This window comes from Stenotrophomonas sp. 05N423, from assembly GCF_056397145.1.
Map to the genome: position 1 here is coordinate 62446 of NZ_JBFTMV010000007.1, position 25313 is coordinate 87758.

Genomic DNA, 25313 nt, shown 5'->3' on the forward strand with positions numbered 1-25313 from the left:
GTGCCGATGGTGGCGTGTGGATGCGCGGCGCCTGTCGGCCGGCTCAGGTCGCACGCCCGCGACGCAGCGTGGCGAAGGCAGCCAACGCATCGTCCCGGCCCGCGGCCAGTTCCACCTGCGGCCGTGCCGGGTAGCCCGGCGCCAGCCGGCGTGCCAGCTCGGGGTGTTCCCACGGCGCGAAACGCGCGGGCGGCGGCAGGTCCGCCAGTTCCGGCACCCAGCGCGCGATGTAGGCGCCGTCCGGGTCGAACCGCCGCGCCTGGCTGACCGGGTTGAACACGCGGAAGTACGGCGCCGCGTCGGCACCGGTGCCCGCGGTCCACTGCCAGCCCTGGGTGTTGTTGGCCAGGTCGGCATCCACCAGCGTGTCCCAGAACCAGCGCGCGCCGTGCCGCCAGTGCTGGCGCAGGTGCTTGGTCAGCCAGCTGGCCACCACCATGCGCACGCGGTTGTGCATCCAGCCGGTCTTCCACAGCTCGCGCATGCCGGCATCGACGATGGGCACGCCGGTGCGTCCCTGCCGCCATGCGTCGAGCAGCGCCGCGTCAGGCGCCACCCACGGGAAATCGTCGAAGCGGGGGTCGAGGTTGTGGTCGGGCACGCGCGGGTAGTGATGCAGCACGTGATGGGCGAACTCGCGCCAGCCCAGCTCGGCGAGGAAACGGTCACGGTCGGCCTCGGCGATGGCATCGCCGGCGTCCAGCACCGCGGCGGCGATGCGCCGCACCGACAGCTCGCCATGGTGCAGGTGCGGCGACAGCCGTGAAGTGCCGGCATGCGCAGCGAAATCGCGGCCCTGCGCGTAGCCGTGCACGGCGCCATCGAGGAAGGCCTGCAGGGCGGCGCGCGCGCCGTTTTCGCCGGGCGTGAAGCGCTGCCAGAAACCCGCGTCCCACACGGGGCGCGGTGCCGGCAGCAGATCGTCGAGGTGCCCGCCTGCAGGCATATCCACCGCATCCAGCGCGGGCAGGCGCGCCGGCGCCTCCCAGGTGGCCGGCATCCGCCAGTGCGCGCGCGCCGATTTCCAGAAAGGCGTGAACACCCGGTACGGATCGCCCTGCCGGGTCGCCAGTTCCCAGGGCTCGAACAGCAGCGCGCCGTTGAAGCTCTCTGCGTGCAGGCCGGCCTGGCGCAGGCTGCGTTTGATGTGCGCATCACGCTGCTCGATGACAGGCTCGTAGCGCCGCGTCCACAGCACTGCCTCGGCACCGGTGCGCGCGGCCAGCGCCTGCAGGACAGCGAGCGTAGGCCCGCGCGACAGCAGCAGGCGGGAACCGCGGCGTTCCAGCGCATCGGCCAGCGCCGCCAGCGAACGCCGGCGCCATGCCAGCGACGCCGCGCCCGGCGCCCACTCGCCCTCTTCCTCCGGCGCATGGATGTAGACCGGCAGCGGCCGCAGGCCGCGGTCCAGCGCCGCGCGCAGGGCCGGCTGGTCGTCCAGGCGCAGGTCGTCGCGCAGCCAGACCAGCGCGATGCCCATTGCCTACACCGTGCCGCGATTGCGGCCGATCCACGGCCGGTACCACTGGCGTACCACGGCCATGTCGGCGACATCGTCGCCGCTGGTGTGGATCGGCGCGCCGAAGCCGATGATCTTTTCCGGGTAATGGAAATAGGCCGGCACGATCGGCACCTGCGCCATGCGCGCGATGCGGATGAAACCGCTCTTCCATTCCTTCACCGGCTTGCGCGTACCTTCCGGCGCCAGCGCGAACCAGATGCGCTCGCTGCCCTGGATCATCGCCACCGCCTGCCCCACCGTGCCCTGTGGCGAGCTGCGGTCCAGCGGCACCACGCCCAGCCGGCGCAGCACCGCGCCCAGCGGCCACCAGAACAGCTTGTCCTTGCCGAGGATGCGCGCCTCCACGCCCAGCGCCATCTTCGCCGCCAAGCCCCAGAGACCATCCCAGTTGGACGAGTGCGGCGCGGCGATGACCACCGCCCTGCGCAGGTCGGGGATCGGCCCGACCACGCGCCAGCCGCCCAGGCGCAGCACCGCGCGCCCCAGCCAGCGGACAAAACCGCTGCCGCGCACGCGCGGCATGTTCGCTGGAATGGGGGGAACGACCGGCGGCCTGCCCCGCGACGGTGTGTTGTCCAAGCGCTACTCCCAGTTCCGTTGCGAACGGCCGCGCTTGAGCTGCGCCCGTCCTTTTTTCTCGTCCAGCCGGCGCAGCTTGGAGCCGTGGGTGGGCTTGGTCGCGATCCGGGCCTTGGGCACCACCATCCCGGCGCGGATGAAATCGGCCAGGCGCTCGCGCGCGTCGGCGCGGTTGCGCTCCTGGGTGCGGAAGCGCTGCGCGTCGATCACCAGCACGCCGTCATCGGTGATGCGGCGGTCGCGCCGCGCCAGCAGACGCGCGCGCAGCGGCTCCGGCAGCGACGGCGAGCCGGCCACGTCGAAGCGCAGTTCGACCGCGCTGGACACCTTGTTCACGTTCTGCCCGCCGGCCCCGCTGGCGCGCACGAAACGCTCGACGATCTCCGTTTCCGGAATCGCCAGCCGTGCCGAGACCTGGAGGGCTTCACTCACCATCGGCGCATTGTAAGCGGCCGATGGCGGCCGTAGCGCGGCGCGGCGGCGGCCACCCGGGTTACAGGTCGGGCCAGTCGCGCGCGGCCCAGCGCCGGTAGGCGCGGTAATGGTGGATGGCGAAGCCGGCGAACGATGGCTCGCCACGCAGCGCCTTCTCGACCTTGCGCACTTCCCGCTCGAACACCTTGGGGCCTTCCTCGTCGAAGGTGACCTTGTTGATGTCGTTGGAGGACACCTCCAGCCCGATCACCACCTTCTTGCCGGCCCGGTTGGCGTAGGCGATCTCGTCGGCCGCGTGCGAGAGGATGCTGTCGCGGCCCTCGGCCTTGTCGCGGTAGTCCATCAACGCGACGTAGTCGTAGGTGTCGATGGCGTGCTCGCTTGCTGGCCGGACCCTGCCCTTCCACTCCAGCTCGATGCCGTCCAGCCAGAACGGAATCGCCGGCCCCACCATCAGCGTGGCCTTGTATTCGCGCTTGATCCGCATCAGCGCGTCGCTCATGTCGAGGAAGCCGACCAGCAGGCGTTCGCGCGTGTCGTCGTTCCACTCATCGAGGATGTGCGGCTCGATGTCCAGGTTGACGCCATCGAAGCGCGCTGCCTGCGGCATCGCCGCGTTGTACTCGACCACCCGCCGGAACATCGCCTCGGCCTCCGCGCGGTGCGAGGGCAGCACGTAGTTCTCGGTATTGAGGTAGGCCGAGCCGAGCAGCGCGTACACCTTCATGTGCCGCCGGTGCAGGTGCTCGATGAAGGCCCGGTACAGCTGCGGCTGCTCGACGACCAGGTTGCGGCCACGGTACGCATCGGCGTACAGGTACACCGTGTCGATGTCCTGCGACTTCAGGTAGGCCACCGCCTCCTCGGCGACGGCCGGATCCTCGACCATCGCGTACGACTCCGCCTCCCAGGTCCAGATGGCGCGGCTGGCCTTGGCCATCGCCGCCGTCGGCAGCGCACAGAGGACGAACAGCAGACACAGGGCGGTACGCAGGCGCATCACGGGGAGGTTCCTGTTGCGGTGGCGGCATCCACCGGCAGGCGATAACGCCCCTGTCCGATGGCCTTGCCGGTGTCCGGATCGGACGGAAACACGGAAACGTAGCAGCGCGCGTCACAGGCCCCGGGCCGCGGCAGCTCCAGCTCCACCTGCTGGCGCCCGCGCGCCGGCAGCTGCAGCGCGCGGCCATACACTTCCTGCAGTTCGCGTCCGTCGGCGGCGGTCAGCACGGCCAGCGGCACGAACTTGCGGCTGGGCTCGCCATCGCCATTGCCGAACACCATCGACAGGCGCAGACCGGCGCCGGTGCGCGCCACCTGCGCAGACTCCATCGAGAGCCCGGCCATGGCCGGCCCCTCCGGCGGACGCACCTGCGCCTGCGGCACGGCCTGGTAGACCACGAGCGCCGGCCTGGCCGCATCCGGGTCCAGCGCCTGCTGCTGCATGAAGATCGCGTTGGCCTGCACGTAGCGCTGCAGGCGCGCGTTGGTCCAGGCCAGCAGGGCCGCATCGTCCACTTCGGCCAGGTGCATGCCATCCTGCAGCTGGTACAGCTTGCCGTCGTGCAGCCACCAGCGTTCGGCCAGGTATTCCGGCGCGCTGGTCTTGGTCTGCTTCAACGGCAGTTCGTGGATGTTGCGGAAGTCGTCGGCCATGTCCAGGCCGGTACCGAGCCACGGCGCGCGCGCCGGCCGCTTCAGGCCATAGGTGTTGGACAGCAGCGCCAGCAGCGAAGGCAGGACATCCAGCTGCGAGGACACGGCACGGATGCGCCCGGGGCGCTTGAGCAGCGGCGAGAAGATGATCAGCGGCACGTGGTAGCGGTCCACGTGTTCGCCCATCGGGATTTCCGGCAGGCGATGGTCGCCGGTGATGACGAAGATGGTGTCGGCATACCACGGCGCCTTGGCCACCGCGTCGAAGTAGCGGCGCAACTGGTCGTCGGTATAGAGGATGCTGCTGTAGATGTCCGCCTGCCCCTGGTAGGACGGCAGCTGCGCCTCGGGAATCCGCAACTGGCCCAGGCGCTGCGCGAACTGCGCGCGGTAGGCGTCCTGCCCGGGGAAGCGGTAGCTGGTATGCATGGAGATGGTCTGCATCGCCAGCAGGAACGGGGACTGCAGGCGGTCGCTGTCGGCCAGCACCCGCGAGACCAGTTCCTTGTCCGGGTAGCCCCAGGTGCTGAACGGGTTGCGCTGGTAGCCGGGACCGAAGTTGTTCATGTCCACCAGCGTCTGCACCTGCTGCAGGTGCATATAGCCCTTCTCGTTGTCGAAGCCGGTGTCGGTGCCGTTGTAGAACGCCGTGTGATAGCCCTGCTGGCCAAGCACGTTGAACAGGCCCGGATGCGGCGGCATGCGCTCGCCCAGCGCGGTGAATCCCTGGTCGGCGAACGGCGCCGAGCCGAACAGGGTCGGCAGCACGCCGAAGGTGCGGCCCTGGTTGGACAGGAAATTGTCGAAGTACAGGCTGCGGGTGGCGAGGTCGTCGAGGAACGGCGTGAAGCTGCCCAGCGAGGCCTGCGGACCGGAGAACGAACGCCCCAGTCCTTCGACCACGATGACCACCACGTTCGGCGGGCGGCCGTCCGCGGTGGGCGAGAACCACGGGCCGAGCGCGTCGGGCGTGCGCTCGTCGCGCAGGAACGGATAGTGCGGATCCAGCGCCGGCTCGCCGCTGTCCGCGGCCTGCCCGCCGGTATCGGCCACCGCAGCGGCCGGTGCGTCGCCGCCCTGCCAGCGCCATACATCGGCGCCGAACCAGGCCAGCTTGTTGCTGGCCAGCCCACGCGCCGACTCGTCCTTCAGCGCGCCGGCGCCGGCCGGCAACGGCACCAGCCAGGCCAGCAGGCCGATCACCAGCAGCAGCGTGGTCCACAGCACCGAGCCGCGTACATCGCGCCGCACCCACCACCACAGGCCGGTCCACAGCACCAGCAGCGGCAGGCTCATCGCCAGCAGGCTGCCGCCATTGAGCGGCGCGCCGTCGCCCAGCGCGGTGCGGATCTCGGCGAAGCTGTAGCCGAACAGGTCCGCGCCCAGCGGCACGCGCGCCACCTGGTAGTACTGGTCCAGCATGCCCTGCACGACGATGAGCAGCGACCACGGCAGGGCCACGGCCACGGCGCGCAGCAGCGGACGCTTCAGCGCCAGCAGCGGCAGCGACAGCAGCAGCAGGACCGGCACCGCGCGCAGCAGCACGAGCAGCGCCTGCGCCAGCGCGGTGGCGGCGACGGTCCACTTTTCGTTCCCGCTCCACGCCATGCCGGCACTGCCGGCGATCACGCTGCCGGCCACAAGCACGATCTGCGCCAGCAGCAGAGCCCGGAACCCGGAAGAAAAGCGCGGATACGCACCACCACTCTGTACGACACTCATCAGCGCGTTCCCCTCACCAGCGCGTATAGACCGACAGCGACACCCGCTTCTCGGCAAAGCCGCCATCGTCATCAGCGTAGCCCGCGCCCACCTTGAAGCCCCAGCGCGGCGCGAAGTAATGCGTCCAGGCGACGCCAACGGCAAGATTGCTGTTGCGCACGACGGTGCCGAAGCGGTCCATGTCGGTGCTGCGGCCACTGCCGGCGCTCACTTCCCAGTAGTCGTCCGCATCACCGCGGTAGTAGTTGCGCAGCAGCACGCGATGGCTCCAGCTGCCCGAACCCACGCCGGGCACATGCTGCAGCTTGTAGCGGCCGTACCAGTTGCCGACATAGCGGCCCACGCCCACGCCATAGAACTCGGTATTGCCGGAGAAGCGAAGGTGATCGACGCTGGCCGACACTTCCCAGCCATTGCCCACGCCCTGGAACACTTCCGCACGCCACGCCTGTTTCGGCAGCACGCCGCTGGACGGGCCCTGCTGGTAGCGCAGGTTGGCGTAGGCGCGCGACCACAACGGTACATAGCCATCCAGCGCCCAGGCGTTGCTGCCGGTGCCGAAGTGGTCGGCGCGCAGCAGTTCCAGGCCCAGCGAGCCATGCTCGAAATAGCGGCGCAGGGTCAGGTCGTAGTCGTTCCAGCCTTGGCGGCCACCGCTGAAACCGGTGTGGCTCCAGCCCGCGCTGACGCCCCAGGTGTAGCCGGCGGCGGACATCGCATCGGGGTTGGCCATGCGCGGCACCAGGCTCTGCTGCAGCGAATCGACTTCCGCCGGATCAGCGCCCATCGCCAGCGCGGCATCGAAGTCGGCGCGCGCGGCAGCGGCCTGGCCGGCATCGCGCAGCGCGCGGCCACGGGCGATGCGCGCCTGCGGGTCCTGCGGCGCCAGTTCCACCCAGTGCGCGTAGGCATCAGCGGCCTGCTGCGGGCGATCGCTCCAGCGGTAGACGTCGCCCAGCGCCGACCAGGCATCGGCATAGCCCGGGCTGTTCTGCACCACGGCGTTGAGATCCGCCTCGGCAGCGGCGTACTGGCCTTCCCAGGCATAAGTGCGGCCGCGCGCCAGCAGCAGGTCGCCATTGCCCGGATGTTCGGCCAGCAGCGCGGTGTAGCGCTCGATCGCCTCGGCGCGCTGCCCGCCGGTGGCCAGGTCGCGGACCTGCAGCATCTGCGCGGTCAGGCTGTCGGGCGCGCTGTCCTGCGCCAGCGCCGGGCCGGCTGCGACGGCCAGCGCCAGCGCCAGGCCTTGTACCAGCCGCCGGTGGGTGGGACGGAAACGCGATGACTCGGCCACGGGAGGATTCCTGTTGATCATGGGTTGGGCCCGCCGCTTTCGGGGCGGATGGGGGCGGCCGACACCCCGGCCGGCGAGATGGCTTCTTCCGGCACCTGTTGCCAGGAACCGTCGCGATGGATGCGGCCCCAGCCATGGCGCTTGCGCGGTCGCAGCAGCCAGTTCACGGTGCCGAGCAGGCGCCAGAGCGAATTGATCTGGCGGTAGCCGAAGTTCTCCAGCACCGCCACCACGAACAGCCGCAGCTGCTGGCGCGGGCGCGCGTACAGGCCGAAGGAGAGTTCCTCCAGCAGCATCGCGTTGACCGACAGCAGGACGCCCATGCCCACCGCCGCGACCAGGAACACCAGGAAGACATCCAGCGGGACCAGGCCGAGGATCGCCAGCGAGATCATCGCCACGTAGCCGGTCACTTCGATCGCCGGCCCGAAGAACTCGAACAGCATCATGAACGGGAACGCGACCCAGCCCGCGACGCCGCCGCGGCGGCTGAACACCAGCGACAGGTTCGACCACAGGCTTTCGGCCAGGCCGTACTGCCAGCGCATGCGCTGGCTGCGCAGCGACTTCAGGTCGGCCGGCACTTCGGTCCAGCACACCGGATCGGGCACGAAGACGATGCGGTAGTCGCGCTTTTCCTTGCGCAGGTTGCTGTGCATGCGGACCACCAGGTCCATGTCCTCGCCCACCGTATCGGCGCGATAGCCGCCGATGGCGACCACGCGCTCCTTGTAGAACACGCCGAAGGCGCCGGAAATGATCAGCAACGCGTTCATCGGCGACCAGCCCACGCGCCCGAACAGGAACGCACGCAGGTATTCGACCAGCTGGAAGCTGGGCAGCCAGCGGTCGGGCAGGCCGATCCGGGACAACTGCCCGTCGGTGACGGTGCAGCCATTGAGCACGCGCACCACGCCGCCGCTGGCCACCACCCGGCGGTCCTCCAGGAACGGCCGCACCACCCGCGACAGGCTTTCCGGCTGCAGGATGCTGTCGGCGTCCATCACACAGAACAGCGGATAGCGCGCGCAGTTGATGCCGGCGTTGATCGCGTCGGCCTTGCCGCCGTTGGCCTTGTCCACCATGCGCACGCGCGGATGCGTCGCCGACGCGTAGACGCCGTTCACCGCCTCGGTCTTCAGCCGCGCCCGGTAGGCCTCGGGCACCATCACCAGCCCGAAGGCCTCGATCAGCGCCTCGCGGGTGCCGTCGGTGGAGCCGTCGTTGATCACGACGATCTCGTAATCCGGATAACCGGTCTTGAGCAGCGAGCGCACCGAGGACACCACCGACTTTTCCTCGTTGTGTGCCGGCAACAGCACGCTCACCGGCGGCTGGTACTCGCGCAGCGCCTCCGGCAGGTAGTTGGCGCGGTGCTCGCGCATGTAGCGCACGATCTGGTACGCGGAGATGTAGTTCAGCGCCAGGTAGGCCAGGTTGATGGCCACGAAATAGGCCATGAAGAACCACTGCAGCGAGATCATCAGGTGCACCCACGGCACCTGGTAGAAGAAGTCCACGACCATCTGCCAGTACGCGTTCATGCCTTGATCCCCAGGCTGTGCTCGGACAGCACGTGGTCGATGATGTCGCGGCCATAGGCGTCGGCCAGCCGCTCCTTGATCTGCAGCAGTGCCTGCGCGCCCATTCCGGGCAACGCCAGCAGCGCCTGCGCGGTGCGGTAGCGCACCCACCAGACGTTGTCAGACAGCAGCGGCTCCAGCAGGCCGCGATCGGCCGGCTCGCCCATGCGGCCCAGCGCCGCGGCCGCATGCATGCGCACGTGCCAGCGCGGCGATTCGAGGAAGCGCTTGGCCCGTTCCCGGTCCTGTGGTTCGTTGAGCAGTTGCAGGCACACCGAGATGACGTGGTCGTCCACCTGCGCGTCGAGCAGCTGCCGGACCACGCCGGTGGCCTGCTCCGGCGCGATGCGCGCGAGCAGGCGCACCAGCGTCGCGGCCGTATCCGTGTTCGCGCGCAACAGCACGCTGGACAGTTCGCGCGCCGCGCTGCCGTCCTGGTTCTCGGTCAGGATCCGCGCCACGCTGCCCGGGAACCAGTCCTCGCGCGAGGCGATCATCGGCACGAACAGCGCCATCGCCCGCGGCGGATCGATCTGCGCCAGTGCGCGCGCGGCGCACAGCGACACGATGGGACTGGGGTTTTCCAGGAAGCCGGACAGCTCGTCGAACAGCCGCTCATCGCGCAGGTGGCCAAGGGCGATGATCGCCATCGCACGGTCGTGGTAGCGCCCGCGCAGTTGCCGGCGCGCGGCCTCCACCAGTCCGACCCGCTCGCCCAGCGCCGCCAGCCGTCGCGAATCGGCCTCCGGCAGCGACTCATGGGCCGTGTTCCAGGCCTCGATGAAGCCATGCGCCTGGCGCATGTCCAGCTTGCGCAGCGAAGGGGACCCGCCGGCCAGTTCCTGCTTCAGGGCCTGCGCCCAATACTCGCGCTCGCGGAAGTCTCGCCTTTCCCGCCGCAATGCGCGCATCCTCAGCACCACGATCCCGGCAAGCAGCAGGCAGGCCATCGCGATGGTCAGGACCGCCACCCAGAACGCAATCACCACTACAGGTGAACCGTGCAACAGACTTTCCATGATCTTTCCCCTGGCACGAAAGCGGCAATCCATGTCCGCGTTGAAATGTCTCTAGGTAATAACCGGCAAAAAGGCGCAAAGTTTTTGTGACAAACATCACAATAATTGCACATGCTCACCAATGTGCAACAGCAGCCGGAGCAGGGAAATGAAAAAAACGTTAAGAAACAGATGGTTGGCCATCGGCGCCGGCCTGGCCCTGCTTTGCGGCATTGCCGGCGTCTGGGTACTGCTGCATCCGGCCAGCTTCGTGGTGCAGCCGTGGCGGGCGCAGCAGTCGGTCACCGGCTCGCGTTTCGTGTTCGGCCCCTACCCGGTGGATGCTGACATGCACCGGCTCAAGGCCGAAGGCATCACCACCATCATCAGCCTGCTCAACCCGAGCCTGCCCTATGAGGCCTCCCTGCTGGACGACGAGAAGGAGCGCGCCGGGCGCCTGGGCATCCGCGTCCTCAATTTCCCGATGGGCAGCATCCTCGGCCAGCGCTTCGGCGCCGACTACGAGCGCAATTCCCGCGCCGCGGCCGAGGCGGCCATCGCCAGCCAGGGCACGGTGTACATCCACTGCTATCTCGGCCTGCACCGCGCCCGCAGCGTGCGCGATTACCTGGAGCAGCACGCGGGCAACGTCGATACGCGCGAGTTCGACGGTTCGCTCGAACATGGCCGCTCGCCGCGCCAGCTCGCCAACGAGCGCGCCCAGGGCCTGTTCGAGCAGGACGATTACGACGGTGCATTGCGCGAACTGGCCACCGTGCAGCCGATGGACTACGCCGCGCACGTGCTCGCCGGCTGGATCCAGCTGCGTCGCGGCGACAACGCGCTGGCGCGCGACGCGTTCCGGCAGGCGACCCTGATGCCCGGCGCCCAGGCCGATTCCTGGGACGGCCTGGGCTTCGCGCTGCTGCGCCTGGACGACCTGGACGGCTCGGCGACGGCGTTCGACCAGGCAATGAAACTCGCACCTGACGACAACGACGCCATGCAGGGCATGGCGCAGGTGCTCTACCGGCAGGACCGGACGGAACAGGCACGGGCCCTGCTCGAAAAGCTGCACGCCGCCACGCCGGACAACGCCGAGGTCAACGAGCTGCTGGAGCGCCTGAAGGAACCATCCAGCGCGCCCCGCTAGACCCCGTGCGGACGGGCGCCGCGAGGCGGCATCGGCTAGGCTGCGCCTTTCCCGAAGGAGCAGCCCATGTCGACCGCTTACTGGTGTGTATTGATCGCCGCGGTACTGCCTTACATCTGGGTAGCCGTCGCCAAGGCGCGGCCCGGCTACAACAACCGCAACCCGCGTGCCTGGGTCGCCAGGAGCGACAACCACCTCGTGCAGCGCGCCAACGCAGCGCACCTGAATGCCTTCGAGAACTTCGCGCCGTTCGCCGCCGGCGTGGTGCTGGCGCAGCTGGCCGGCGTGGACGCGGCCACGGTCACCCCGCTCGCCATCGCCTTCGTGGTGTTCCGCATCCTGCACGGCCTGCTCTACGTCGGCGACAAGCCGTTGCTGCGCAGCCTGTCGTGGCTGGGCGGCTTCGCCTGCACGGCGGCGTTGATCGTGCTGGCCGCGCTGGGAGCCGGCTGAGTCCGCCTACGGAATCCCGTCCCAGCCCAGAAGCTGGAAGGCCTTGCGGAATTCCGCATCCAGCGGCGCCTGCACCTCGATGCGGCGTCCGTCCTGCGGATGCGGGAACGACAGCTGCTGCGCGTGCAGCAGCATGCGGTGCACGCCGTGCATGCGGAAGGTACGGTTGTGGCGGCCGTCGCCGTGGCTGGTGTCGCCTATCAGGTGATGGAACACATGCTTCAGGTGCCGGCGGATCTGGCGGAAGCGGCCGGTCTGCGGCTGGCAGCGCAGCAGCGCGTAGCGCGAGGTCGGGAAGCCGTTCGACGGCACCGGCAGTTCGCCGGCCAGCAGCGTCTGGAAGTGGGTGATGGCCGGCTTTTTCACCGGTTTGCCGGGGCCGCCATCGAGATCGTGGTCGACTGTGAAGGACGCCTCCGCAGGCCAGCCACGGCATACGGCCAGGTAATCCTTGCCGACATCGCCGCCCATCAGCGCCTTGCCCAGGGCGCTGGCGGTGTCTCGGTCGAAGGCCAGCAGCAGGCAGCCGCTGGTGGCGCGGTCTAGGCGATGGATCAGGAAGATCGGCCGGCCCAGCTGTTCGCGCAGGCGGTCGGCGAGGAAATCGTCCTCGCCGCGCGCCAGCTTGCTGTCGTGGACCATCAGCCCGGCTGGCTTGTCGACCACGGCCAGCCAGTCGTCGGTGTACAGCACCGGCAACGTCCGGTCGGGCATCGATGTCGTCGTGTCGTGATCCATGGTTCGGCCTGTCTGTTCGGGCCAGCCATGCGTCGGCCCGTTTCGTGGAAGCCCCGCACGGCGGAGCGGCAGGGCCCGTGGGGCATCAGGACTTCAGCGGTTCGACCGTGATGCCCATGCGCAGCATCAGCTGCGCGACCTGCAGGGTATCGAGACTGGCGCCTTCCAGATCGACCATGCGCAGGTCGAGGTCGCCCAGTTCCGAACCGGTCAGGTCGCAGTGGGTGAAATCGGCCGAACGCCAGTCCAGCGCCGAGAAATCCCCGCCTGACATGTCCGATCCGCTGAAGTTCGCGCCCGATACGTTGGCGCCGACCCAGCGGTTCTCCCACAACTCGCATTTCTCCAGTGTCACGCCGGAGAAATCGGCGTAGCTGAGGTTGGACTGCTTGATGAAGGCGCTGCAGAACCAGGTACGCGCGGTGATCTGGTTCATGAAGCTGGCATTGGAGAAATCCGCACCCTGCGCCCTGCACTCGGCGATCTCCAGCCCCAACGCCTTGGCGAAAGCGAACACGCACATGCTCAGGTCGCACTGGCGAAAGCTGGCTTCCTTGAGCTGCGCGCCGTTGAAGCGGCAGCCTATCTGGGTGTCCGGATCGTAGAAAACGCAGTTCACGAACTCGGCGCCGGTCAGGTCGGCGCCGGAGAAATCGCAGTTGCGGAAATGCGTGTTGGCGATCCTGGCGCCGGTGAAGCGGCCCCTGTCGATGCGCTCGTTGCTGATGATCGTCGGCGCCGCGACGGCCCCGGCGCTCATCGCCGCAGCCATGCCGATGCCAGCGCCAATGCGCCCACGCCGCCGCTGACCCACGACCACAGCGGCACCGTCGCCCATTGCGGGCCACCGGCATGCAGGCCGTGCAGCAGGGCGGCCACCACCAGCAGGCCGGCACCCGCCACCGCGCCGATCACGCGCCGCTGCATGCGCCGCAGCGTCCGGTCGAGGTCGACGATGTCCTGCGAACGCATCGACAGCTCATGCTGGCCTTCGACCTGCTGGCGCAGCCAGGCATGAACCAGCACCGGCATGTCCGGCGTGCGGGTCATGATTTCCGGCAACCGGCGGCGCAGTTCCTTCAACGCGCGGCGCGGGCTGTAACGCTCGCGCAGGATGCGTTCGAGCACCGGCCTGGCCACCGCCCAGATGTCGAGCTGCGGGTCGAGCTGGCGGCCGACGCCCTCGATGTTGAGCAGCGTCTTCTGCAGCAGGATCAGCTGCGGCTGCAGGGTCAGCTGGTAGCGCTGCGCGGTACGGAACAGCTTGAGCAGCACCTCGGCCAGCGAGATCTGCGACAGCGGACGGGTGAAGTACGGCTCGCACACCGCGCGCACTGCCGCCTCCAGGTCGTCGATGCGCACCGTGGCCGGCATCCAGCGCGCCTGCACGTGCAGTTCGGCGATGCGGCGGTAATCGCGGTTGAAGATGGCCATGAAGTTCTCGGCCAGGTAGTACTGATCCTCTTCCGAGAGCTGGCCCATGATGCCGAAATCCAGCGCGATGAAGCGCGGGTTGTCGCGCCGCGCCGGATCGGTGTCGACCCAGATGTTGCCGGCGTGCGCGTCGGCATGGAAGAAGTTGTCGCGGAACACCTGCGTGTAGAACACGCGCACGCCCTTGGCGGCCAGGGCGCGGCGGTCGATGCCGGCCGCGTCCAGCGCGGCGATGTCGTCGGAGGGAATGCCCCAGACCCGCTCCAGGGTCAGCGCGCGCTCGGCGGTATGGGTCCAGATCACCTCGGGCACGTAGAGGTCGTCCGAATCCTGCCAGAAGCGGCGCAGCACGCTGGCGTTGGCGCCTTCGCGCTGCAGGTCCAGCTCGGCGGCCAGCGTGGTCTCGATCTCGGCCACGACTTCGCGCGGACGGATCTTGTCCGCGCGCGGATGGGTGCGCTCGACCAGCGCGGCCAGCGACCTGAGCAGGGCGATGTCGGCATCGATCTGCCGCTCGATGTCCGGGCGCAGCACCTTGACCACCACCTGGCGGCCGTCGTGCAGGGTGGCCGCGTGCACCTGGGCGATCGAGGCCGAAGCCAGCGGCGCGGTATCGAAGCTGGCGAACGCCTCGCTGACCGGCAGGCCCAGCGCCTGTTCGACGATCTGCCGCGCGCGCTCGCCGTCGAACGGCTTGACCCGGTCCTGCAGCAGGGTCAGCTCGACCGCCACGTCCGGCGGCACCAGGTCGCGGCGGGTGGACAGGATCTGCCCGAACTTGACGAAGATCGGGCCAAGCTCCTGCAGCGCCAGGCGCAGGCGCGCACCGCGCGGCAGCGAGGCGATGTCGCCGCGCGCGCGCGGCACGAACGGCCGGGCGATGCGCAGCCAGCGTTCGGCCGGCGTGCCGTCGAACAGGTCGTCGAGCCGGTAGCGCAGCATCACCCGGCCGATGCGGCTGGCGCGGAACATCGCGCGGGTCGCCTTCATGCCCGGCCTCCGCTGCGCAGGCGCGCCACGCGCGCGGCCAGGCGTTCGACGTCGTCGCGGATCGCATCGACGTCGTCGTGGAAGGCGTCCAGCTCGGCGCGCGGCACCACGTCGCGCGATTCCTCGGTCACGTATTCGGCCGCGGTCTGCGCCAGGTCGGTGGCGCTGCGGCGGGCCTGCGCCAGCGCCGCGCGCAGGGTCTGCGCGACCTGCACGCCCAGCACTTCGCCGAACACCGCCACGAACGGCTGCTGCCAGTCCGGATCGAAGCGCGTGGCCAGCTGCTGCAGGCGCCGCGCCAGCTCGGCGTCGCCGGAAACCTTCACCCGCCCGGCCGGTGCCGCACCCGGGCTGCGGCGCGCGTTGGCCAGGAACGGCAGCTGCGCCAGCACCCCGCCCAGCGTGCTGCGCACGGCCAGGTCCGGCTCCTGCGACGCGTCCACCGGGCCGACCGTCAGGCGCTGCCCGTCGACCCCGATCTGCAGCGCCAGCGACGGCGATTCCAGGGTCAGGGCGATGCGCTGGCCATCCAGCGGCGCCAGCGCGGCGCGGGTGTCGGGATCCAGCGCCAGCGCATGGTTCAGCGCCGTTTCCAGCGCGCGGCCGGCCAGCGGCTTGATGAACTTGAAGGGAGAGGCAGACATGCCCGGCATTCTACCGAAGCGGGGATGCGGGAACGGGGAGCAGCGCAGCCGCGTCGTGCCTGGGTTTGCGGAGCTGACGCCCCGCAAACCGCTCCTTCCGCTTCCCTGTTCCCCATTCCCTGCTTTCCCCCCATGCTATGCGCATCAATGCAATCGGCAGGAGCAACAGGCAATGGGCAAGACCCGGGTCGGCATCATCTTCGGCGGTCGTTCGGCCGAGCACGAGGTCTCGCTGCAGTCGGCGAAGAACATCCTCGACGCACTGGACAAGGAGCGCTTCGACGTCAGCCTGATCGGCATCGACAAGCAGGGCCACTGGCACCTGAGCGATCCGCAGCAGTTCCTGCTCAATCCCGGCGACCCGGCGAAGATCGCGCTGAACCGCTCCGGCAATGCGCTGGCGGTGCTGCCCGGCCGCGAGCAGGCACAGCTGGTGCCCAGCGACCCGGCCACGGCGCTGGCGCAGATCGACGTGGTGTTCCCGATCGTGCACGGCACGCTGGGCGAAGACGGCTCGCTGCAGGGCCTGCTGCGCATGGCCAACCTGCCCTTCGTCGGCTCCGGCGTGCTTGGTTCGGCGGTGGCGATGGACAAGGACGTGGCCAAGCGCCTGCTGCACGACGCCGGCCTGCCGGTGGCGCCGTGCGTCTGCTTCAGCCGCGCCACCGCAGCCGCGGCCAACTACGACGCGCTGGTCGCGCAGCTGGGCACGCCGTTGTTCGTCAAGCCGGCCAACCAGGGCTCATCGGTGGGCGTGAGCAAGGTGCGCGATGCCGACGAGTTCCGTACGGCGATGGCGCTGGCGCTGTCCTTCGACCACAAGGTGCTGGTGGAATCGGCCATCGTCGGCCGGGAGATCGAGTGCGCCGTGCTGGGCAACGACCACCCCGAGGCCAGCGTCTGCGGCGAGGTGGTGGTGCACGACGATTTCTACGCCTACGACACCAAGTACATCAGCGCCAACGGCGCCGAGACGGTGATCCCGGCCGACATCCCGGCCGAGGCGCAGGAGCGCATCCGCCAGATCGCCATCCGCGCCTACCAGGCGCTGGACTGTGCCGGCATGGCCCGCGTGGACGTGTTCCTGACCCCGGCGGGCGAGGTCGTCATCAACGAGATCAACACCCTGCCCGGCTTCACCCGCATCAGCATGTATCCCAAGCTGTGGGGCGCCAGCGGCCTGGACTACACCTCGCTGATCACCCGCCTGGTGGAGCTTGCGCTGGAACGCCACGCCGCCGACAAGGCGCTGCGCAGCTCGATCACCAGCGGTTGAGCGCTGGCGGCCGGAGCCGGCGGCGCGACGCGCCTGCCGGCTCCCGCACGGACGCGCGTCATCCCTTCCTGCGGAACAGGGAGATCACCGCCAGGATCAGGAACACCACGAACAGGATCCAGGCGATGTTGCTGGCCGCGCCAGCGATGCCGGAAAACCCCAGCAGCGCGGCGATGATGGCGATGACGAAGAAGACGATGGCGTAGTGGAGCATCGGGATCTCCCGTGTGTGAGAACTCGGGTTCGATCCTCGTAAAACCACGGTGGCGGCATGGTGATGGGGGCGTGATCGCCAGATGATGGGCTCCTGACCCGCTTCAGCCCACGCCCTGCACGCTGGCGCGCAGGCGACGCAACCCTTCCTCGATCGACACCCGCGGCACATAGCCGAAATCGCGCCGTGCCGGTTCCATCGAATACCAGTGCGGCGTGCACAGCTGTTCGGCGAGGAAGCGCGTCATCGGCGGCTCTCCGCGCAGGCGCAGCAGCGGCCACAGTTTTTCGCAGACCGCACCGATGCGGTAGGCCGCCTTGAACGAGATCGACTTCTCCACCGCCGGCGCGCCCATCGCCGCGAGCAGCTTGTTGAGCAGCTCGCGCATCGGCAGCGGCTCGCCATTGGAAATGAAGTAGGCCTTGCCGGCGCAGGCCGCGCCCGCCACCAGGTGATCGAAGGCGTCGAAATGCGCCTGCGCGGCATTGTCGATGTAGGTCGTGTCCACCTTGTTCAGGCCATCGCCGACGAAGCGCAGACGGCCGGCGCGGGCCCGCTCGGCCAGGCGCGGCACCAGTTGGTTGTCACCCGGCCCCCAGATCAATCGCGGGCGCAGTGCCACGGTCGCCAGCTCCGGGCCGTTGGCGGCCAGCACCTCGCGCTCGGCGATGGCCTTGGTGGCGGCATACGGTGCCTGGAAATCCTCGCCGTACGGTACTTCGTCCGCGCCCAGCCCTTCCACCGGATGGGTGGCACGGTGGGTCACGCTGGGCGTGGAGGTGTAGACCAGCCTGCCGACGCCGTGCGCGCGGCAGGCATCGAGCACGTTGCGCGTGCCCACCACGTTGGCCTGGAAATAACTGTCGTAGCTGCCCCAGGCACCCGCCTTGGCGGCGTTGTGGAACACCGCATCGACGCCCGCGGCGGCATGGCGCACGGCGCTGGCATCGGCCAGGTCGCCACGGATCTGGCCCACGCCCAGCGCGGCCAGCGCCGGGTAATGGCCGCGGTTGAAGCTGAGCACCTCATGCCCGCGCTCGACCAGCCCGCGGCACAGCGCCTGCCCGAGAAAACCACCGCCGCCGGTGACCAGGATCTTCATGCGTGTTCCTTCAGTTGCGTAGCGGCCCAGGCGGCGAGCTTCTCGCGGCCGATCTTGGCGTTGTGGCGGATATCGACCGGGAAGGCAGGATGGCGCAGGTACTGGCCGATGCCCGTCAGGTGTGGATGGCGCGCGGCCAGCGCACGCAGCTGCGGTTCGACCGTCGCCGCGTCGGCGCCGGGCAGCAGCTCGTAGCACAGCACCGGCAATTGCCTGCCGTGCGCGCCCACACCGACCAGCGCGGTGCGGCGCACGCCGGGCACGGTGTTGAACACCGGTTCGGCCTGTTCGGTGTAGAGCGGCCCGGCAGCGGTTTCCACGCGCTGGGTCTTGCGCCCGCAGAACCACAGCCGGCCTTCGCCATCGAACCAGCCGACATCGCCCATGCGGTGCACGATGCGCTCGCCGCCATCGGCCAGCGCCTCGCGGATCTTGGCCGCGGCGGTGGCCTGCGGGCGGTTGTAATAGCTGTCGGTGGCGGTGGGGCCGGCCACGGTGATCTCGCCGACTTCGCCGGCGGGAAGCTCGCGCGCGCCGCTCCAGTCGGGAATCGGCGCGTCGTCGATGGCGATGATGCGCACCACGTTCGGCGCCACCACGCGGCCGACGCAGGTGCCGGCGCCGGCTTCGGTCGCCTCGCGGGTATCCTCCAGTTCGCGGCCTTCGATCACCGCCACCGGCAGGCATTCGGTGGCGCCGTAGGGCGTCCAGAACTGCGCGTTCTCAGGCAACAGCTCGCGCATCTTCGCCACGATCTGCGGCGGTACCGGCGCGCCGGCCGAGGTCACCCGCGTCACCATCGGCAGCGGCCGGCCGTACTCGGCCAGCACCCGCATCAACGCGGGCGACCCGAACAGCTGGGTCACGCCGAAACGGGCGATGGCGTCGTGCAGCCTGCGCGGATCGGCGCTGCCGGGCCGGGTCGGGTCCATGTCCGGAATCACCGAGGTCAGGCCCAGCGCCGGGTCGAACAGCGCGAACGGCGGGAAGGTCGGCAGGTCCACGCCACCGGCCTCCATGCCGAAGGCATTGCGCAGCAGCTCGACCTGGCCGACGAAGTGACGGTGGCGGTAGACCACGCCCTTGGGCACACCTGTCGAACCGCTGGTGAACAGGATCGCGGCCACGTCGTCGGGCGCGGTGTCGGCCAGTTGGCTGCCGGCCCCGGCCCCGGCGGCCTCGATCTTCGCCAGCGTGGTGCCGCCCCAGCCCCAGCGGGTGCCGACCGTCACCAGCCGGGTGGCGGACTTCGCCCAGCCCAGCAGCAGCCGCGCCAGGTGTGCCAGCGGGATGCCGATGAAGGCCTGCGGCTGCGCTTCATCCAGGCACTGGCGCAGCGCGCGCCTGTCGATGCCTGGATCGACCAGCACCGGTACCGCGCCGCTCTTGAACAGGGCGAACATCAGCAGGAAGAACTCCGGCCCCGGGCGGACCATCACCACCGTGCGCACGCCGCGGCCGATGCCATGGGCGGACAGGCCGGCGGCGATGGCGTCGCTGCGGGCGTCCAGGCTGCGGTAGTCGAGGGCGACGTCGTAGGCGGCCATGCCGCCGGCGCCGGCCCGGCCCGGGCAGCGGATGGCGATCTGGTCGGGCCGTTCGCGCGCCAATTGCGGCAGGCGCGCGGCGATGTTGCACGGTTCGTTCATCTTCCTATTGTCGCCGCTGAAGAAAATTCTTGCGCGCGGCGCGGGCGCGTGGAAAATTTTCCGCCTCCCCTGCCCGTACAGCCGCCCGAAGGCCGGCCCCCATGCTCCATCCCTGCCTCACCTGCGGCGCCTGCTGCACCCAGTACCGCGTCGCCTTCCACTGGATGGAATCGGACGAGGTCACCGAAGGCGGCGTGCCGCACGAATTGACCGAGCGCCTGGACGCGCACCGCCTGTGCATGCGCGGCACCTATTCGGACCCGATCCGCTGCGTGGCGCTGGACTCGGAGATCGGCGTGTATTCGCGCTGCAGCATCCACCCCAACCGGCCCAGCGTGTGCCGCGAGGTGGATGCGTCATGGGAATACGGCAAGGCCAGTTCGCAGTGCGACCGCGCACGCATCGCCCACGGCATGGCGCCACTCACTTTGGCCGACTGGCGCTGGCGCGACGGCGCCGACAACGACGACGACCATCCGGACGACAGCGGCAACAGCCCGTCCTCACCACCGAACACGCCTGTCGCGGCGTAAGCGCGGAACCGCGCCACGCCTTCATGGACTGCAGCCCGCTGTGGTCCCGTCGCGTCATCCAACCGGTAGGAGCCGACGTTCAGCCGATCGGATTGCGTTCCAGGAACGCCCGCACGGCCGGCACGATCACCTCGTGCTTGTCTTCCAGCACGTAGTGGTTGGCGTCCTCGAAGGCCATCACCTCGGCCTGCGGCAGCGCCTTGCGGAAGCCGGCGAGGAAGTGGTGGTCGAAGCAGATGTCGCGCAGGCCCCAGGCGATGAACGCCGGGCGGTCGGCGAAGGACGGCAGCGCCGCGGCGGCGCGCTCCAGCAGCGGCCAGGCCTTGTCGGCCGGCGACAGCGGGATGTCCTGCATGAAGCGGATGGTGGCGATGCGGTTGTCCCAGCTGTCGTACGGCGCCACGTAGGCACGGCGCACATCGGCCGGCATGCGCCGGCTCACGCCCAGCCACGAGGCGCCGGCCGAGAATGCGTTGAAGGTGCGGATGAACCACTCGCCCGGCTTCCAGTGCCGGCCCATGGCGATCTGCCACGGCATCGGCTTCTCCGCCGGCAGCGGGAAAGCCGCGGTGTTGGTGATGACCAGCCGCTTGACCTGCGCCTTGTGCGCCAGCGCCCAGCCGAAACCGATCATGCCGCCCCAGTCGTGCACCGCCAGCGTGACCGGCCCGGTGATGCCGAGGTGGTCGAGCAGCGCGGCAACGTCGTCCACGCGCGACTGCAGCGTGTAGTCGTAGCGGCTGTCGTCCGGCTTGTCGGACAGGCCCATGCCGATGTGGTCCGGGACGATGCAACGGTACCTATCGCTCAAGCCGTTGACCAGGTGCCGCCACAGATAGCTCCACGACGGATTGCCGTGCAGCATGACGACTACCTCGCCATCGCGCGGGCCTTCGTCGATGTAGTTCATCGACAGGCCGGAGCGGACCTCGAAACGGTGGGTGGTGGCGGGGTAACCTGGAAAATTCAAGCGCGGACCTGTCTGGATCGGATACGGCCGCCGCGGACGCTGCCGGCGGCGGACGATGGACGGATGGCCCGTTGCGGGCGCGGCAGATTGTCGTGCCAAACCACCGGATTGACCAGTTCGGACGCGCCGCTCAGCCGCAGCTCGTCTTGAACGAAGCCGATGAGGCGGACCCGATCGACAGCAGGATCACCCGGCAGCTCTGCCCGTCCGCGCCCTGGTAGGCGATGGAGTCCCCGCTTTTCAGCCACCTGGTCTGGTCGTCCTGCCCGCCCGCGCTGACGCTGACCTGGGCGGTGGAGGAGCGGATCGTCTGTACACCCAGTACCGATGATGCGTCCAAGGCCAGCCCGGTGTTCTCGGAGAGGATGATGTCGTAGCCACCCTGGACTCCCGCTTGGCGGCCGGCGACCCGCGACAGCCGCTCGTTCTCCTGCTTGGCCAGCGACAGCTGGGCGAACAGGCCCGCGTTCATGGCCTTCATCTCCCCGACCGCCCCCTTCACTTCGGCCAGCGCCGCGCGTCCGCCGCCCTCCACCGAACTGCCGAGCGCGCCGAGGCTGTCCTGCAGCTTCTTGAACGCGGCGTCCTGGTCTTCCTTCATGCGCACCAGATAGGCGTCCGGATCACGGAACTTGTCGCGCACATGACCGTAGGCCTCGCTGCCCGCCACGCCTACCGCGAGCAGGACCAGCGCCACCAGCGTGCGCTTGACCGGCTCGCCCTTGCTCGCACTGTCGCGTTGTCCCCAGTACCAGCCCAGCGCGCGCCGGATCATCCCCTGCCGTGCCGGCGGATCACCCTTCTCCACCGCTGCACCCTTGTCGTTGTTCCTGTTTTCCATGACACCCCCTGATGACTCGATAAGGCGAAGCCGGCATGCCGGCTTCGCGCTCCGAGCATAATCCAGGCATGCGCGCGCCGCGCCGCATACGGCTCCAGTCACGGGAAAGGAAGGACATGCACGACTTCGACGCCCTGATGGCGGACATCCGCGCCTGCCGGCTCTGCCAGGCGCAGCTGCCGCTGGGCTGCAGGCCGGTGCTCCAGGCCTCGCCACATTCGCGCCTGCTGATCGTCAGCCAGGCGCCCGGGCGCAAGGTGCACGAGACCGGCATTCCCTTCAACGACCCCAGCGGCGAGCGCCTGCGCGACTGGCTGGGGATCGACAAGACGACGTTCTACGACGCCGCCAGGGTCGCCATCGTACCGATGGGCTTCTGCTTCCCCGGCACCGGCAGGAACGGCGATCTGCCGCCGCGCCCCGAATGCGCCCCCACCTGGCACCCTCGGTTGCTGCCACGGCTGGAACAGCTGCGCCTGACCCTGGCGATCGGCCAGTACGCGCAGGCCGGCCTGCTCGGCGACCGGCGCGGGCGCACGCTCACCGAGACCGTGCAGAACTGGCAGCAGCACCTGCAGCATGGCGTGCTGCCACTGCCCCATCCCAGCCCGCGCAACCGGCTGTGGCTCACCCGCAACCCGTGGTTCGAATGCGAACTGCTGCCGGTATTGCGCGCGCGGGTGGCGGACGCGCTGGCCGGCTGAGCCGGCGGAACATCGCGCCCCCGAACCGGCCAGCGCCGGATACCGCATGGCGGAACGTTGCGGCTGCCGGTCCGATCCGTTGCGACCGGCGCGGATGCGGAATCCGGGCCCGCAGCGACTACCATGCACGCCCAACCCACCCAGCGACCGCCATGTCCACGCCTCCCTCCTTCCTCGACGACAACCAGATCGAACGGCTGTCCAGCCTGCTCGAGCAGCGCGCGGTGCCGTTCAAGGGCCTCAATCTCGAAGCGCTGGACGGCTTCCTCTCGGCCTTGGTGGTTGCGCCGGCGACGGCGCCGGCCAGCCAATGGCAGCCGCGGGTCTGGGGCGGCCAACCGCCACGCTGGAACAACGAGGATGAAGCCCTCCAGGTCCAGCAGCTGCTGATGGGCCACTGGAACATGTGCGCCGCACGTGCGCGGTTCGAAGGCGAGGATCTTCCCGACCACCTCGCGCCGCTGATGTGGCTGCCGGAAGACCCGGAGCAGGCCGAAGAGGCCCTGGCCGAATCCGAGCTCGATGTCGGCCGGGACTGGGCCATGGGCTTCTTCACCGCGGTCATGCTGCATGAAGCGGAATGGGACAAATGGCTGGACGAACACGAATGGATCGAGGAGATCTTCGACCTGCTCGACCAACTGGCCAGCGGCGAACGGATCGACCCGGAGAACCCCGAGGCCCCGCCGGCCAAGGTCACCTACCGCGAACGCCTGGATATCTGCATGGAGCTGCCGGCGATGCTGGCCGACCTCAACCACCACCGCGTCGACGCCCTGACCCCGCGCGTGCCGATCCACCGCGATGCGGAACCCGGCCGCAACGACGACTGCCCCTGCGGCAGCGGGAAGAAATACAAGAAGTGCTGCGGGCTGAACTGAGCGGGCCGGGCAGGCCTGCCCAGCCCGCCAATGCCGGGGAACGGAGCCGCGGCCTGCCCAGACGCGGAACACCCTGATCGGGGTTGAATCCCCGGCCTATCCAACCCCGCGTAGATTCCGGGCTCGCCCGGCGCTCCATCCCCGGAAAACCCATGCAGGGCGGGCCACGCCCCTGCAAGGTGTTTGATTGCCGGCGACATGCGGGGCTGGGCCGCCACGCAAAACGCCCGCAAGTGCTGCTTGCGGGCGTTTCGGGGGTTTACACCAGTGCGGCAGTATGGGCGCCGGCGTTACCAGACCACCTCGGCCATGGTGCAGTTCAGGCCCGAACCAATCCCCATCAGCGCGACGCGGTCGCCCTTCTTGAGCTTGCCCAGCTGGCGCAGCTTGCTCAGCACGATCGGCACCGACGCCGGGCCGACGTTGCCGTGTTCGCCGAAGATGGTCATCACCTTCTTCGGGTCGATGCCGAAGGCCTTGATGAAGGCATTGGTGTGCGGCTGGCTGACCTGGTGGATGACGAACTGGTCGATCTCGTCCACCGCCCAGCCCAGCGCCAGGCGGGTGGCCTCGAAGGTCTTGGTGGCCAGCTTGATGCCTTCGATCAGCAGCAGGCGGGTATCGGTGACCATGCGGTCCAGGTTGCCCACGCACAGCTTGTTCCACTGGTTGGCCGCGCGGGTCACGCCGCCCTTGTAGCGGGGCGCGTCGGGCACCAGCTCGGCGCGGGCCAGCACCATGGCGGCGGCGCCGGAACCGGTGGTCAGCGCCGCGAACTCGTCGCGCAGCTGCTGGGCGGTGACGTCCGGCGCCATCATGCGCTCAAGGGTCTTTTCATAGACCAGGTTGGAGCTTTCGCCATCGACGATCAGCGCATAGTCGATGTCGCCGCGCTCGATCATGCGCGCGGCAACGTCCATGCCGTTGATGAAGGCCAGGCAGGCGTTGGCGATGTCGAAGGTGACGCAGTCCTCGCCGATGCCCAGGTTGCCGGAAACGATGGAGGCGGTGGACGGTTCCAGGTAGTCGCGGCTGACCGAGGTGTTGACCAGCAGGCCGATGCGGTCGGCGGACACGCCGGCATCTTCCAGCGCCTTGCGCCCGGCCATCGTGGCCGCGTCCGAAGCCTGCGTGCCCTGGTCCCACAGGCGGCGCGCATGGATGCCGGCGACATCGCTCAGCATGTCCGCACGGATGCCCAGACGGTCCAGCGTCGGCTGCAGCCGCTCGTTGATTTCCTTGGAGGTCAGGGTATGCGGCGCGTCGACATGCGCCAGTCCCGCGATCGAGACATTCTGGAAAGGCATCGGGAGGCGCCAGGACTCGGGCGAAGGGGGCGCTATTCTAGCGGCTGGCCGCCTTTGACGCATCTTTAACGATTTCCGGGCCGTGCGTATGGACGCAGCCCGGCCTGCGGGAGGTGGGATGCGCTCCGGCGAAGGCCTTCTACCGGGATGGCCGGAGACCGACAGGGACGCCCCGGTCGGGACACGGCCAGGAGGTCGCCGGTTGAAAGGCTCGCGGGAAGAAGCATCGCTTCGGCCGGAACACCGGTCACGGGCGGCGCCGATCCTCAGCCCGCCTCATTCAACGCACGGTTCAAAGACACCGGCGCTGGCCGGCAGCCACGTCAACGGCACTGCCAGGCGCTGAAGCGCTGGCTGCCGTCCGCCGGCGGAGCCGACGCCTGGATCGCGTTGGCGCCAGCACTGGGCGCCTCGTTGCGCGCCAGGGTTTCCAGCTCTTCCTGCACGCGCAGCGGGTTGCGGTTGTAGAAACCCACCTTGCTCTTGACCGAGACCACGATCTCGCCCTTGGCCACGCAGCCCGGCGCCACCGGCCCAGCCGGCAGCACGCGCACCGACTTGCCGCCGCTTTCGATCGGCACCCAGGTGCAGGCGGCCGTACTGGCAATCAGGGCGGTAAGGATCAGAGCGCGCAT

Annotated in this window: 25 protein-coding genes; 6 read left to right on the forward strand and 19 right to left on the reverse strand. The window is 69.2% G+C overall.

Annotated elements, in window-relative coordinates; all coding sequences use genetic code 11:
* Nucleotides 1-43: 43 nt before the first annotated feature.
* The 8 genes from AC1DGW_RS12085 to AC1DGW_RS12120 are packed head-to-tail and all read right to left on the reverse strand — an operon-like array spanning nt 44 to nt 9810.
* The gene (locus tag AC1DGW_RS12085; RefSeq protein WP_478023215.1) at nt 44-1480 is read right to left on the reverse strand and encodes a cryptochrome/photolyase family protein; all 1437 of its coding nucleotides are present in this window, start codon (nt 1478-1480) and stop codon (nt 44-46) included.
* 3 nt (nt 1481-1483) lie between these two features.
* Nucleotides 1484-2044 (reverse strand): 1-acyl-sn-glycerol-3-phosphate acyltransferase, encoded by a 561-nt coding sequence (locus AC1DGW_RS12090; RefSeq protein ID WP_478023217.1) that lies wholly within the window; start codon nt 2042-2044, stop codon nt 1484-1486.
* Between the two features lie 60 nt (nt 2045-2104).
* A complete protein-coding gene (gene arfB / locus AC1DGW_RS12095) occupies nt 2105-2536 on the reverse strand; it encodes an alternative ribosome rescue aminoacyl-tRNA hydrolase ArfB (protein ID WP_478023219.1) in 432 nt (143 codons plus the stop codon).
* Between the two features lie 58 nt (nt 2537-2594).
* Nucleotides 2595-3536 carry a hypothetical protein gene (locus AC1DGW_RS12100; protein WP_478023221.1) on the reverse strand — a complete coding sequence of 314 codons (942 nt, stop codon included), beginning with the start codon at nt 3534-3536 and terminating at the stop codon, nt 2595-2597.
* Nucleotides 3536-5914, reverse strand: coding sequence for an LTA synthase family protein (locus AC1DGW_RS12105; RefSeq protein WP_478023225.1), 2379 nt, complete (start codon nt 5912-5914; stop codon nt 3536-3538). Before AC1DGW_RS12105 ends, AC1DGW_RS12100 begins: the two co-directional genes overlap by 1 nt.
* A gap of 13 nt (nt 5915-5927) precedes the next feature.
* Nucleotides 5928-7208: a YaiO family outer membrane beta-barrel protein gene (locus tag AC1DGW_RS12110; protein ID WP_478023227.1), complete on the reverse strand. Its 1281-nt coding sequence runs from the start codon at nt 7206-7208 to the stop codon at nt 5928-5930.
* 17 nt (nt 7209-7225) lie between these two features.
* Nucleotides 7226-8752, reverse strand: coding sequence for a glycosyltransferase family 2 protein (locus tag AC1DGW_RS12115; RefSeq protein WP_478023229.1), 1527 nt, complete (start codon nt 8750-8752; stop codon nt 7226-7228).
* Nucleotides 8749-9810, reverse strand: a complete 1062-nt coding sequence (locus AC1DGW_RS12120) for a HEAT repeat domain-containing protein (RefSeq protein WP_478023231.1) — start codon at nt 9808-9810, stop codon at nt 8749-8751. The genes AC1DGW_RS12115 and AC1DGW_RS12120 overlap by 4 nt, the downstream gene beginning before the upstream one ends.
* A 175-nt stretch (nt 9811-9985) precedes the next feature.
* Between AC1DGW_RS12120 and AC1DGW_RS12125 the strand changes: the two genes are divergently transcribed.
* Nucleotides 9986-10942 (forward strand): tetratricopeptide repeat protein, encoded by a 957-nt coding sequence (locus AC1DGW_RS12125; protein ID WP_478023233.1) that lies wholly within the window; start codon nt 9986-9988, stop codon nt 10940-10942.
* Between the two features lie 66 nt (nt 10943-11008).
* Nucleotides 11009-11395, forward strand: a complete 387-nt coding sequence (locus AC1DGW_RS12130; RefSeq protein WP_478023235.1) for an MAPEG family protein — start codon at nt 11009-11011, stop codon at nt 11393-11395.
* A 6-nt stretch (nt 11396-11401) separates the two neighbouring features.
* Here the strand turns inward: AC1DGW_RS12130 and AC1DGW_RS12135 are convergent, their stop codons facing one another.
* The 4 genes from AC1DGW_RS12135 to AC1DGW_RS12150 all read right to left on the reverse strand — a co-directional run bounded on the left by AC1DGW_RS12135 (nt 11402) and on the right by AC1DGW_RS12150 (nt 15201).
* The gene (locus AC1DGW_RS12135) at nt 11402-12133 is read right to left on the reverse strand and encodes a pseudouridine synthase (protein WP_478023237.1); all 732 of its coding nucleotides are present in this window, start codon (nt 12131-12133) and stop codon (nt 11402-11404) included.
* An 85-nt stretch (nt 12134-12218) separates the two neighbouring features.
* Entirely contained in the window at nt 12219-12893 is a 675-nt protein-coding gene (locus AC1DGW_RS12140) for a Qnr family pentapeptide repeat protein (protein ID WP_478023239.1), read from the reverse strand.
* Nucleotides 12890-14557 (reverse strand): ubiquinone biosynthesis regulatory protein kinase UbiB, encoded by a 1668-nt coding sequence (gene ubiB / locus AC1DGW_RS12145; RefSeq protein WP_478023241.1) that lies wholly within the window; start codon nt 14555-14557, stop codon nt 12890-12892. The genes AC1DGW_RS12140 and ubiB overlap by 4 nt, the downstream gene beginning before the upstream one ends.
* Nucleotides 14554-15201 (reverse strand): ubiquinone biosynthesis accessory factor UbiJ, encoded by a 648-nt coding sequence (locus AC1DGW_RS12150; RefSeq protein WP_478023243.1) that lies wholly within the window; start codon nt 15199-15201, stop codon nt 14554-14556. The genes ubiB and AC1DGW_RS12150 overlap by 4 nt, the downstream gene beginning before the upstream one ends.
* A gap of 172 nt (nt 15202-15373) precedes the next feature.
* Here AC1DGW_RS12150 and ddlA point away from each other — a divergent pair, with 172 nt between their 5' ends.
* Complete coding sequence (gene ddlA / locus AC1DGW_RS12155) at nt 15374-16477, forward strand: D-alanine--D-alanine ligase (RefSeq protein ID WP_478023245.1); 1104 nt, start codon at nt 15374-15376, stop codon at nt 16475-16477.
* Nucleotides 16478-16535: 58 nt separating this feature from the next.
* Here ddlA and AC1DGW_RS12160 read toward each other — a convergent pair whose 3' ends face one another.
* From AC1DGW_RS12160 to oleC, 3 genes are all read right to left on the reverse strand, one after another.
* Nucleotides 16536-16691, reverse strand: a complete 156-nt coding sequence (locus AC1DGW_RS12160) for a DUF1328 domain-containing protein (RefSeq protein ID WP_082443529.1) — start codon at nt 16689-16691, stop codon at nt 16536-16538.
* A 103-nt stretch (nt 16692-16794) separates the two neighbouring features.
* Entirely contained in the window at nt 16795-17793 is a 999-nt protein-coding gene (gene oleD / locus AC1DGW_RS12165; protein ID WP_478023248.1) for a 2-alkyl-3-oxoalkanoate reductase, read from the reverse strand.
* Nucleotides 17790-19442, reverse strand: coding sequence for an olefin beta-lactone synthetase (oleC, locus tag AC1DGW_RS12170; RefSeq protein ID WP_478023250.1), 1653 nt, complete (start codon nt 19440-19442; stop codon nt 17790-17792). Before oleC ends, oleD begins: the two co-directional genes overlap by 4 nt.
* Nucleotides 19443-19543: 101 nt before the next feature.
* Here oleC and AC1DGW_RS12175 point away from each other — a divergent pair, with 101 nt between their 5' ends.
* The gene (locus AC1DGW_RS12175; protein ID WP_478023252.1) at nt 19544-19975 is read left to right on the forward strand and encodes a YkgJ family cysteine cluster protein; all 432 of its coding nucleotides are present in this window, start codon (nt 19544-19546) and stop codon (nt 19973-19975) included.
* Nucleotides 19976-20054: 79 nt separating this feature from the next.
* Here AC1DGW_RS12175 and AC1DGW_RS12180 read toward each other — a convergent pair whose 3' ends face one another.
* The gene (locus AC1DGW_RS12180) at nt 20055-20945 is read right to left on the reverse strand and encodes an alpha/beta fold hydrolase (protein ID WP_478023254.1); all 891 of its coding nucleotides are present in this window, start codon (nt 20943-20945) and stop codon (nt 20055-20057) included.
* Nucleotides 20946-21075: 130 nt separating this feature from the next.
* Nucleotides 21076-21786, reverse strand: coding sequence for a hypothetical protein (locus AC1DGW_RS12185; RefSeq protein ID WP_478023256.1), 711 nt, complete (start codon nt 21784-21786; stop codon nt 21076-21078).
* Between the two features lie 116 nt (nt 21787-21902).
* On the opposite strand from AC1DGW_RS12185, the gene AC1DGW_RS12190 reads away from it, so the two are divergent.
* Both AC1DGW_RS12190 and AC1DGW_RS12195 read left to right on the forward strand, forming a co-directional pair.
* Nucleotides 21903-22490, forward strand: coding sequence for a uracil-DNA glycosylase family protein (locus AC1DGW_RS12190; RefSeq protein WP_478023258.1), 588 nt, complete (start codon nt 21903-21905; stop codon nt 22488-22490).
* 152 nt (nt 22491-22642) lie between these two features.
* Nucleotides 22643-23371, forward strand: a complete 729-nt coding sequence (locus AC1DGW_RS12195; protein ID WP_478023260.1) for a UPF0149 family protein — start codon at nt 22643-22645, stop codon at nt 23369-23371.
* A 290-nt stretch (nt 23372-23661) separates the two neighbouring features.
* On the opposite strand, the gene AC1DGW_RS12200 is transcribed toward AC1DGW_RS12195, so the two are convergent.
* Nucleotides 23662-24678: a 3-oxoacyl-ACP synthase III gene (locus tag AC1DGW_RS12200; RefSeq protein ID WP_478023263.1), complete on the reverse strand. Its 1017-nt coding sequence runs from the start codon at nt 24676-24678 to the stop codon at nt 23662-23664.
* 323 nt (nt 24679-25001) lie between these two features.
* Nucleotides 25002-25313: a DUF4156 domain-containing protein gene (locus tag AC1DGW_RS12205; RefSeq protein ID WP_055767406.1), complete on the reverse strand. Its 312-nt coding sequence runs from the start codon at nt 25311-25313 to the stop codon at nt 25002-25004.